This window comes from Pseudomonas sp. EL_65y_Pfl2_R96, from assembly GCF_963970905.1.
In the GTDB taxonomy this organism is placed as follows: domain Bacteria; phylum Pseudomonadota; class Gammaproteobacteria; order Pseudomonadales; family Pseudomonadaceae; genus Aquipseudomonas.
The window spans coordinates 20,753-30,161 of record NZ_CAXAQH010000044.1; the positions used below are offsets into that span (position 1 = coordinate 20,753).

Below are 9,409 nucleotides of genomic sequence, written 5' to 3' on the forward strand. Positions count from 1 at the left end.
TCATGCTTTATGGTTCGAGAGCGAGCGTGTCTTCAACTCGCACTCGAACAAAAATTCAAAGGCTTCGATCTGTCGTAGCGCATCGCTCATGCGCGCCCCCCACGTGTAGAGGCCGTGTCCGCGAATCAGGTAGCCGACGCAATCAGGATGGGCGTCGAGCCAAGGCTGCACCTTGGCGGCCAGCCGCGCAATGTCCTGATCGTTGTCGAAAATCGGCACGCGCACACGGGACTCGTGGGTCGAGACACCGCTGAAGGCCTTTTGCAGTTCGTAGTCTTCGAACTCGATGAACGCTTCCGGCGTCAGGCGCGACAGCACCGTGGCGTTCACCGAATGGGTGTGCAGTACCGCACCGATCTCAGCGCGCCAGCTATAGAGCTGAGTGTGCAGCAGGGTTTCGGCGGACGGCTTTTTGCCGGGCTCCAGACTATTGCCCGACATATCAGTGGCCAGCACATCATCCGGGCCCAGTTGGCCCTTGTGCTTGCCGGACACGGTCAGCAAGGCTTCGGTTGGCGACAGGCGGGTCGAGTAATTGCTGCTGGTGGCCGGCGACCAGCCGCGGCCATACAGAAAACGCCCGGCGTCGATGATTTCCTGGGCGAGGTGTTCACGGGTGAGGCTCATGGCCTGTCCTCTTGCATACGTGTGGCAATGATAATGGCAGCGGCGAAGGCTGCGAGACTGGCAATACTAAAGGTCAACGTGGCGCCGAGGGCATTCCAGCTGTAACCGGAGTACAACGCGCCCAGCGCGCCGCCGGTGCCGGCCAGCGCGGCATACAACGCCTGGCCCTGCCCTTGCTGGCGTGCGCCGAAGCTACGTTGCACGAACTGGATGGCAGCCGCGTGAAAGCTGCCGAAGGTGGCGGCGTGCAGCACCTGGGCGAACAGCAGCACCCAGAGGAACTCGGCAAACGAACCGAGCAACAGCCAACGCAGGGCCGCCAGCAGGAAACTCGCCAGCAGCACCCGGCGCACCGAAAAACGCGTGAGGATCTTGCTCATGGCCAGAAACATCAAGACTTCGGCGACCACGCCGACCGCCCAGAGCATGCCGATCAGCCCGCGACTGTAACCGAGCCGCTCAAGGTGCAGGGTCAGAAAGGTGTAATACGGCCCGTGACTCATCTGCATCAGCGCCACGCAACCGTAGAATGCCAACACACCGGGGTTGCGCAATTGCTCGACAAACCCCTCCCCCGTCAGGCGATTGCCTTGGGCCGGTTGCGCATTGGGCACCCACAAACTGCTGACCACGATCCCGGCCATGATCAGCACCAACGCCACCGGATAGATGTCCAGGCTGAGCCATTCGAACAACCGGCCCAGCGCAACCACGGTGATGATGAAACCGATGGACCCCCACAGGCGGATCTGACTGTAGCGCGACGTCTGCCCCTGCAAATGCGCCAGGGTGATGACTTCGAACTGCGGCAATACCGCGTGCCAGAAGAACGCGTGCAAGGCCATGACCATCGCCAGCCACGCATAGCTTTTGCTGACGAAAATCAGCGAGAACGTCAGCAAGGTGCAGACCGCGCCGAAACGCACGATGGCCAGCCGTCGGCCGGTGTAATCACCGAGCCAGCCCCAGATATTCGGCGCCACGCAGCGCATCAGCATCGGGATCGCCACCAGTTCGCCGATGCGCGCGCTGGAAAAACCCAGGTGATCGAAGTACAGCGCCAGAAACGGCGCCGTCGAACCGAGCAAGGCGAAATAGAACAGATAGAAACTGGAGAGCCGCCAGTACGGGAGCGCCGCCACAGCCGTCAGACCGTAGCGACGTTAAGGTCAGCCATTAAAGCTGACCCAGCACCGGAGTGCTCACGCGAACATCGGCGTTCTGCCCACGGTGACGCAGCAGATGATCCATCAGCACGATGGCCATCATCGCTTCGGCGATCGGCGTGGCACGGATGCCGACGCACGGATCGTGACGGCCCTTGGTGACGACCTCCACCGGGTTGCCATGGATGTCGATGGAACGGCCCGGCGTGGTGATGCTCGACGTTGGCTTCAGCGCCAGGTGCGCGACGATCGGCTGACCGGACGAGATGCCGCCCAGAATGCCGCCGGCGTTGTTGCTGAGGAAACCTTCCGGAGTCATTTCATCGCGGTGCTCGGTGCCGCGCTGGGCGATGCTGGCAAAACCGGCGCCGATCTCCACGCCTTTGACCGCGTTGATGCTCATCAGCGCGTGGGCCAATTCGGCGTCGAGGCGGTCGAAGATCGGCTCGCCGAGGCCCGGCATCACGCCTTCGGCGACCACGGTGATCTTCGCGCCGACCGAATCCTGGTCACGGCGCAACTGGTCCATATAGGCTTCCAGCTCCGGCACTTTGTCCGGGTCGGGGCTGAAGAAGGCGTTTTCTTCCACCGAATCCCAGGTCTTGAACGGGATTTCGATCGGGCCGAGCTGGCTCATGTAGCCACGAATGACGATGCCCTGGGTGGCCAGGTACTTTTTCGCAATCGCCCCTGCCGCCACGCGCATGGCCGTTTCCCGGGCCGAACTGCGACCGCCGCCGCGGTAATCGCGCTCGCCGTATTTGTGGTGGTAGGTGTAGTCGGCGTGGGCCGGGCGGAACAGATCCTTGATCGCCGAGTAGTCCTTGGACTTCTGGTCGGTGTTGCGGATCAACAGGCCGATGGCGCAACCGGTGGTGCGGCCTTCGAACACGCCGGAGAGGATTTCGACTTCGTCGGCTTCCTGGCGCTGGGTGGTGTGGCGGCTGGTGCCGGGCTTGCGGCGGTCCAGGTCGCGCTGCAGGTCCTCAAGGGAAATCTCCAGGCCCGGCGGGCAGCCATCGACAATGGCGACCAACGCCGGACCATGGCTTTCGCCCGCGGTGGTGACAGTGAACAGCTTGCCGTAGGTATTGCCGGACATGCGGGACGCTCCGTGAAATCGAAACTAAAATACGTAATGCGCGCCAGTATACGCAGGCTACCCGACTAGTTCATCCTCGAACCTTATGGGTGCCTGCGAGTCCAACCGGCACCTTGTGAATGATGGCGTGATGATGCTGCGAGTTCTAGCCTTGAGCCTTACCCTGTTTACCGGCTTTGTACAGGCCACTGTCCTGCAACGCCCGATCAGCCTGGACACGGGCAGCGGCGAGCTTTTCGGCTCGCTGTTGCTGCCCAAGTCCGACACGCCTGTGCCGGTTGTCCTGATCATTTCCGGCTCCGGCCCTACGGATCGTGACGGAAACAACCCCGACGGCGGGCGCAACGACAGCCTCAAACGGCTGGCCTGGGTGCTGGCCAAACACAACATCGCCAGCGTGCGCTACGACAAGCGCGGCGTGGCGGCGAGCCTTGCGGCCACACCGGATGAGCGCAATCTGTCGGTGGAAGACTATGTAGCCGATGCCGTGGCCTGGGGGCAGAAGCTCAAGGCCGATCCGCGCCTGGGCAAACTGATTTTGCTGGGTCACAGCGAAGGTGCGTTGATCGCCAGCCTGGCGGCGCCCAGTGTCGATGCCGCGGCGGTGATTTCCATGTCCGGCAGCGCCCGCCCGATCGATCAAGTGCTGCGCCAGCAGTTGAGCAATCGCCTGCCGCCGCCATTGATGCTGCGCAGCAATGAACTGCTCGACAGCCTCAAGGCCGGTCACACCGACGACAACGTGCCGCCGCAATTGCAGGTGATTTTCCGCCCCAGCGTGCAGCCGTACCTGATTTCGCTGTTTCACCAGGACCCGGCGGCGGCCTTCGCCAAACTGAAAATGCCGGCACTGATCATCCAGGGCAGCAACGACATCCAGGTCGGCGTGGGTGACGCCAAGGCACTCAAGGCGGCCAAACCGGACGCCGAACTGGCGCTGATCGAAGGCATGAACCACGTGCTGCGCATCGTGCCCAACGATGTGAAGCGGCAATTGGCCTCCTATAAAGATCCGCAATTGCCGCTGGCGGCCGAGCTGGGCACGCGAATCCTCGGGTTTATTGACGGACTTCGCTCCAGCTAAGCGCTGTTAGGGGCGTGAAAACTAGTTGAGAACGCCCCCTAGCCCTCCAGTCCTGAAAAAAACGGCCGATAAGCCTTTGTCGCCAGCGTTATGACTGGCGGCAACAGAGCTTGGACAGGATCTCGCCGTTATGACTGATACCCCGGCTTCACCCGACACCACCGCTGAAAAAGACGCACCGCCAGCGGTCGAGCTGCCGTGGGCGGACGTCCACGTCGAGCACCACAAAATGCTCCGCCTGGCGCCGCTGCAAACCGACCGCAACACCGGTGGCCGGCCATTGCGCTTTGTCGAATTCGGTTACGCCGAACGCAATAGCAAGGAACACAGCCTGATGCGCATGACCATCAAGCTGCCGGGCCAGCGGGTGCGCAAAGAACAGAACCATCTGGACGTGTGGGTCAATCACACGACCAAACGCGTGCATTTCGAGCCGGAAAGCGGCTTGCAGATCGAGCCGATGAACCGTGGCATCGGGCGCTATATGGCCTCTCAGGGCGTCACGTGGGCGAAGAAGAGATGGCCCGCCTACACCGTCGACGGCACCGACCTGAACAACAAGGATGCGCTGAACGAAGACACCCGTCTGCGTCGCGATCACTTTCTGCGGGTGCACGGTTTTGACGTGGTCTACGCCGATGCCCAGCATTTGAAGGGCAGCGTCAAAGAGGTGCAGGTCGGTGACTTGCTCGGCGACTGGAACAGCGAAAAGCTGCAACAGGTGGAAATCCTCGAAGCCGCGCAGATGCTCCAGCAAGCCGAGCAGAACCTGGCGGAACAGGAAGTCAAACTCAAGAAGCACGAAGAAAAGGTCAGCAAGTACAAACGCGAAGACGCCGGGCTGCGTTTTACCATTACGTGTCTGGTGGCGTTTGCGGTGTTTCAGGCGGGGCTGTTGATCTGGATTGCCACGCACCGCTGAAGGTTATAGACCGAGGCGCGGCCTTCGCGGGCAAGCCACGCTCCCACAGGTTTTGTGTTGTATCCAAATGATGTGGCACACACAAAACCTGTGGGAGCGTGGCTTGCCCGCGAAGGCTTTCTACAGTCAGACGCGGGAAGCGAACAGCGCCTGATGATCGCGGCACTGCTCCGCTGTGAGCATGAACACACCATGCCCGCCGCGCTCGAACTCCAGCCAGGCGAAGTCGACTTCCGGGTACAGCGCCTCGACGTGAACCTGGCTGTTACCCACCTCGACGATCAGCAGCCCCTTCTCGGTCAGATGATCCGCCGCTTCGGTAAGCATGCGGCGCACCAGATTCAAACCATCGTCGCCGCAGGCCAGGCCCAGCTCGGGTTCGTGCTGATACTCATCCGGCATGTCAGCGAAATCTTCCGCATCGACGTAAGGCGGGTTCGACACGATCAGGTCGAAACGCTGACCCGGCAAACCATCGAAACCATCGCCCTGAACGGTGAAGACCCGCTCGTCGACACCGTGGCGCTCGATGTTCTGGTTAGCCACTTCCAGCGCTTCGAACGACAGGTCGGCCAGTACCACTTCGGCGCTCTGGAACTCGTAGGCACAGGCGATGCCGATGCAACCGGAACCGGTGCACAGATCGAGAATGCGCGCAGGTTCGGCGCCCAGCCACGGCTCGAAACGTTTTTCGATCAGCTCGCCAATCGGTGAACGCGGGATCAGTACACGTTCGTCGACAATGAACGACAGGCCACAGAACCAGGCTTCGCCCAGCAGGTAAGCGGTAGGAATGCGTTCTTCGATACGGCGCTTGAGCAAGCGTTGCAGATGGACCAGCTCGTCGTCTTCCAGACGGCAGTCCAGATAGCTGTCGGCGATTTCCCACGGCAGGTGCAGCGCACCCAACACCAGTTGACGGGCTTCGTCCCAGGCGTTGTCGGTCCCATGGCCGAAAAACAGATCCTCCCCATGGAAGCGGCTGACGGCCCAACGGATATGGTCACGCAGGGTACGAAGTCGGGAAGTGATCACGGGGTAAACTCCAGAAAAAACGACTGACGATTCTAACAGCCAAAAGGCGCCGCGACGACGCAGGAAAAACACCGGATCAGATGTAGGATTCTTCTATTTTCTCAGCAGGCTATTGAACAGAACGAGTATCTTGACAAGGCTGCAAGCCAACAACGGCGGTGCCTACGATGGTAGCGATTCACAGAAGCGCTCAGCCAGAGGACAATGTCGCAAAAGCCCCACTCGAAGGAGCCCCAGAATGTCCGTTCCAAAAACGATGTTTCAACTCAGCGGCCGCGGTTATGCAGCGGCCAATCTGGGTCATGCGACCCTTGTCATCATCGATGCCCAGAAAGAGTACCTCAGTGGCCCGCTGGCCCTGAGCGGCATGGATGCTGCCGTCGCGAACATCAAACACCTGCTGGCCGCTGCCCGTGCAGCCGGTCGCCCGATCGTGCACGTGCGTCACCTCGGCACTGTCGGTGGGCTGTTCGATCCACAAGGCGAACGCGGTGAGTTCATCCCGGGCCTGGAGCCGCAGGGCGACGAAACCATCATCGGCAAATTGCTGCCGAGTGCGTTTCATGGCACCGAACTGTACGATCGCTTGCAACAACTGGGCTCGCTCGACCTGATCGTCTGCGGCTTCATGAGTCACTCCAGCGTCAGCACCACCGTGCGCGCGGCGAAGAACCTGGGCTTTCGCTGCACCCTGGTGGAAGATGCCTGCGCAACGCGGGACTTGCCCTGCAAGGGCGGTATCCTCAGCGCCGAACAGGTTCAGCAGACCGAAATGGCGATCATGGCGGACAACTTCGCCACCCTCGCCCTGACCCGCGAACTGATCTGATCGACCTTCGATGAGCGGTCCACGCCGCCGCTCATCCGCAAAAGCCTCTCATTTTCCGTAATTGCCCTAGCCTCAGGAACATCCCGGTCAACTCCCGGTCGAAGGGCCGATACCCATTGAGGAAGGTCGGAATGAAGTTATCCGATGGTTTTGATGCACGCCGCTTGCGACCCAAGGGCCAACGCAACTGGCGGTTTCGCTTCGGCGCAGCGTTCGCTGCCCTGCTGGCGACGTGCGGCGTGTTGCTGGCGATGGCCGGCGCGGCCAGCCTGCTGGGGCGGCCACCAGCATTGGGCGAATTGAATGCCAGCCCGCTGGGCTCGGCGATCATTCTGGCCGTGGGCCTGTTCGTGCTGTACATCGGCGTCTGGCTGTGGCGCCGCTGCCGTCGCCGCTCGCGCCAGTCGCAAGAGCTGAACATGGCGCCGCACCTGATGAAAAAACATGACTGAATCAACGGCCCGGCGTTTTGGCGGGCCCGAATTGTTATGGATAGGGTCCCGACTTGGGTAAACTGGCCGCCCTTCGCGGAGGCTGACATGCAAGACGACGATTTTTCCCTGTTCAAAAGCGCGATCCAAGGCGTCAAGCCGATCAAGCACGATCGCGCCGAAACCGGCAAACCCAAGGCCGACCGCGCGCAAATCGCCAAGCTGCGCCAGGCCGCCACCGTGCGCACCGATGCCACCACCGTTGACGGGCTGTCCGATCAGTTCGTCATTGATGTCGGCCCCGAAGATGAGCTGATGTGGGCCCGCGACGGCGTTCAGGAAAGCCAGATCCGCAAGCTCAAGATCGGACAGATTCCGTTCGAAGGCAGCCTCGACCTGCATGGCATGAACGTGGAAAAGGCCCGTGAAACCCTGTGGGCGTTTCTGGCCGAAGCGACCAAATTCGAAATCCGCTGCGTGCGCGTCACCCACGGCAAGGCCGTGCGTCTGGACGGCAAACGGCCGATGATCAAGAGTCACGTCAACACCTGGCTTCGTCAGCATCCACAGGTGCTCGGCTTCACGTCGTGCCAACCGAAACACGGCGGCGCCGGAGCGGTTTATGTGATGCTCAAACGCACCATGATGGAAGGTCGCGACGAGTGATGCTGTCGCTTCACGCTTGCAGCGCCGAGTCCGCCACCGTACCCTTGCCCTTTGCGTAAAATCCCACAGGTAGTTTCATGTGTAGTGGTCTAATGAAACCGGACACCCATTTAGGCGAGAATGCTCGCCAGATCGAGGTGTCAGATGACCAAACAACGCCGTTCCTTTTCTGCTGAATTCAAACGCGAGGCTGCCGACCTCGTACTCAAGCAAAACTACAGCTACATCGAAGCCAGCCGTTCACTCGGCGTCGGCGAGTCGGCCCTGCGCCGTTGGGTTGACCAAGTTCAGAAGGAGCGCCAAGGCGTCACCCCGCAGAGTAAAGCGCTGACACCGGAACAGCAGAAAATCCAGGAGCTGGAAGCCCGGATCGCCCGTCTTGAACGGGAAAAATCGATATTAAAAAAGGCTACCGCGCTCTTGATGTCGGAAGATCACGAGCGTACGCGCTGATTAATCAGCTGAGCGTCCATGAGCCGATTGATTGGCTGTGCAAAGTGTTTGATATCAACCGCTCAAGTTACTACGCCCACCGCCTCAAGCGTCGAACGCCTAATGTCGAACGGCTTCGGTTGCGCAGCCGGGTGAGCGAGTTGTTTTCACAAAGTTGCAGTGCTGCCGGCAGTCGTAGCCTTCTCTCGTTGATGCGTGACGATGGTGAGCAACTCGGTCGGTTCAAAGTGCGCAGCTTGATGCGCGAGCTTGATCTCGTCAGTAAACAACCTGGCTCTCATGCCTATAAACGAGCGACGGTTGAACGGTTGGATATCCCGAACATCTTGAATCGGGAGTTCGATGTCCCGGCACCCAACCAGGTGTGGTGCGGCGACATCACCTACATTTGGGCCCAGGGGAAACGGCACTATCTGGCTGTCGTGCTGGATCTTTTTGCGCGCCGGATAGTGGGCTGGGCATTGTCAGAAAAACCAGATGCTGAGTTGGTGATCAAGGCGCTGGACATGGCCTACGAACAGCGTGGAAGACCTCAAGGGCTGATGTTTCACTCGGATCAAGGGTCGCCCAATATGCGAGCCGCCTGTTTCGCCAGCGGCTCTGGCGTTATCGCATGCGTCAGAGCATGAGTCGTCGAGGAAATTGTTGGGACAACGCGCCGATGGAGCGCGTGTTCCGCAGCTTGAGAACTGAATGGATACCGACCGTGGGCTACAGAACTGCTCAAGAAGCCCTACGCGATATCAGCCACTTCTTGATGCATCGGTACAACTGGATTCGACCCCCATCAATTCAACGGTGGGCTGGCGCCCGCTCGGGCCGAAGAAAAACTTAACGTCGTGTCCGGGATTAGTTGACCACTACAATCGATTACAAACCAAAGGCCTGCCGACATTCATAACGAGGTGAATTCGGAAAAACTCCGACTGAGGATTCAGTCGGAGTTCTGGGTCTACTATCCAGCTAAATCGTAAGCGCTCCATGAACCCCACATTCAAAGCGCTTAGCTGATCCCGGATGCTGTGCTCCCGATTCCCTCAGGAGCCAGCCCGCCATGATGCGACCCGATGCTAAAGTCGAAAAAGTCTATCTCT

At 60.2% G+C, this 9,409-nt stretch carries 9 protein-coding genes and 1 pseudogene; 6 read left to right on the forward strand and 4 right to left on the reverse strand.

Annotated elements, in window-relative coordinates; genetic code table 11:
* The 3 genes from AACY49_RS27805 to aroC are packed head-to-tail and all read right to left on the reverse strand — an operon-like array spanning position 1 to position 2,895.
* Positions 1 to 627, reverse strand: a complete 627-nt coding sequence (locus AACY49_RS27805) for a methylthioribulose 1-phosphate dehydratase (protein WP_258696824.1) — start codon at positions 625 to 627, stop codon at positions 1 to 3.
* Complete coding sequence (locus AACY49_RS27810; protein ID WP_339527475.1) at positions 624 to 1,769, reverse strand: MFS transporter; 1,146 nt, start codon at positions 1,767 to 1,769, stop codon at positions 624 to 626. Before AACY49_RS27810 ends, AACY49_RS27805 begins: the two co-directional genes overlap by 4 nt.
* Before the next feature lie 34 nt (positions 1,770 to 1,803).
* Positions 1,804 to 2,895, reverse strand: a complete 1,092-nt coding sequence (aroC, locus tag AACY49_RS27815; RefSeq protein ID WP_007940813.1) for a chorismate synthase — start codon at positions 2,893 to 2,895, stop codon at positions 1,804 to 1,806.
* An 85-nt stretch (positions 2,896 to 2,980) separates the two neighbouring features.
* Between aroC and AACY49_RS27820 the strand changes: the two genes are divergently transcribed.
* Both AACY49_RS27820 and AACY49_RS27825 read left to right on the forward strand, forming a co-directional pair.
* Positions 2,981 to 3,979, forward strand: coding sequence for an alpha/beta hydrolase (locus AACY49_RS27820; protein ID WP_339527476.1), 999 nt, complete (start codon positions 2,981 to 2,983; stop codon positions 3,977 to 3,979).
* 130 nt (positions 3,980 to 4,109) lie between these two features.
* Positions 4,110 to 4,901 carry a hypothetical protein gene (locus tag AACY49_RS27825; protein WP_339527477.1) on the forward strand — a complete coding sequence of 264 codons (792 nt, stop codon included), beginning with the start codon at positions 4,110 to 4,112 and terminating at the stop codon, positions 4,899 to 4,901.
* 126 nt (positions 4,902 to 5,027) lie between these two features.
* Here the strand turns inward: AACY49_RS27825 and prmB are convergent, their stop codons facing one another.
* Positions 5,028 to 5,936 carry a 50S ribosomal protein L3 N(5)-glutamine methyltransferase gene (prmB, locus tag AACY49_RS27830; RefSeq protein WP_339527478.1) on the reverse strand — a complete coding sequence of 303 codons (909 nt, stop codon included), beginning with the start codon at positions 5,934 to 5,936 and terminating at the stop codon, positions 5,028 to 5,030.
* Positions 5,937 to 6,174: 238 nt separating this feature from the next.
* On the opposite strand from prmB, the gene AACY49_RS27835 reads away from it, so the two are divergent.
* The 4 genes and pseudogenes from AACY49_RS27835 to AACY49_RS27850 all read left to right on the forward strand — a co-directional run bounded on the left by AACY49_RS27835 (position 6,175) and on the right by AACY49_RS27850 (position 9,172).
* Positions 6,175 to 6,765 carry a cysteine hydrolase family protein gene (locus AACY49_RS27835; RefSeq protein WP_258696829.1) on the forward strand — a complete coding sequence of 197 codons (591 nt, stop codon included), beginning with the start codon at positions 6,175 to 6,177 and terminating at the stop codon, positions 6,763 to 6,765.
* Between the two features lie 131 nt (positions 6,766 to 6,896).
* A complete protein-coding gene (locus AACY49_RS27840) occupies positions 6,897 to 7,217 on the forward strand; it encodes a hypothetical protein (RefSeq protein ID WP_258696830.1) in 321 nt (106 codons plus the stop codon).
* Between the two features lie 87 nt (positions 7,218 to 7,304).
* Positions 7,305 to 7,862, forward strand: a complete 558-nt coding sequence (locus AACY49_RS27845; protein ID WP_105339706.1) for a Smr/MutS family protein — start codon at positions 7,305 to 7,307, stop codon at positions 7,860 to 7,862.
* Between the two features lie 144 nt (positions 7,863 to 8,006).
* Positions 8,007 to 9,172: pseudogene (locus AACY49_RS27850) on the forward strand (IS3 family transposase).
* The last annotated feature ends 237 nt before the right edge of the window (positions 9,173 to 9,409 follow it).

Excerpts from the sequence above, each read along its gene's own strand:
- AACY49_RS27805 (WP_258696824.1), bottom strand. The coding sequence starts at position 627 with ATGAGCCTCACCCGTGAACACCTCGCCCAGGAAATCATCGACGCCGGG.
- aroC (WP_007940813.1), bottom strand. The coding sequence starts at position 2,895 with ATGTCCGGCAATACCTACGGCAAGCTGTTCACTGTCACCACCGCGGGC.
- AACY49_RS27820 (WP_339527476.1), top strand. The coding sequence starts at position 2,981 with ATGGGTGCCTGCGAGTCCAACCGGCACCTTGTGAATGATGGCGTGATG.
- AACY49_RS27825 (WP_339527477.1), top strand. The coding sequence starts at position 4,110 with ATGACTGATACCCCGGCTTCACCCGACACCACCGCTGAAAAAGACGCA.
- AACY49_RS27835 (WP_258696829.1), top strand. The coding sequence starts at position 6,175 with ATGTCCGTTCCAAAAACGATGTTTCAACTCAGCGGCCGCGGTTATGCA.
- AACY49_RS27840 (WP_258696830.1), top strand. The coding sequence starts at position 6,897 with ATGAAGTTATCCGATGGTTTTGATGCACGCCGCTTGCGACCCAAGGGC.
- AACY49_RS27845 (WP_105339706.1), top strand. The coding sequence starts at position 7,305 with ATGCAAGACGACGATTTTTCCCTGTTCAAAAGCGCGATCCAAGGCGTC.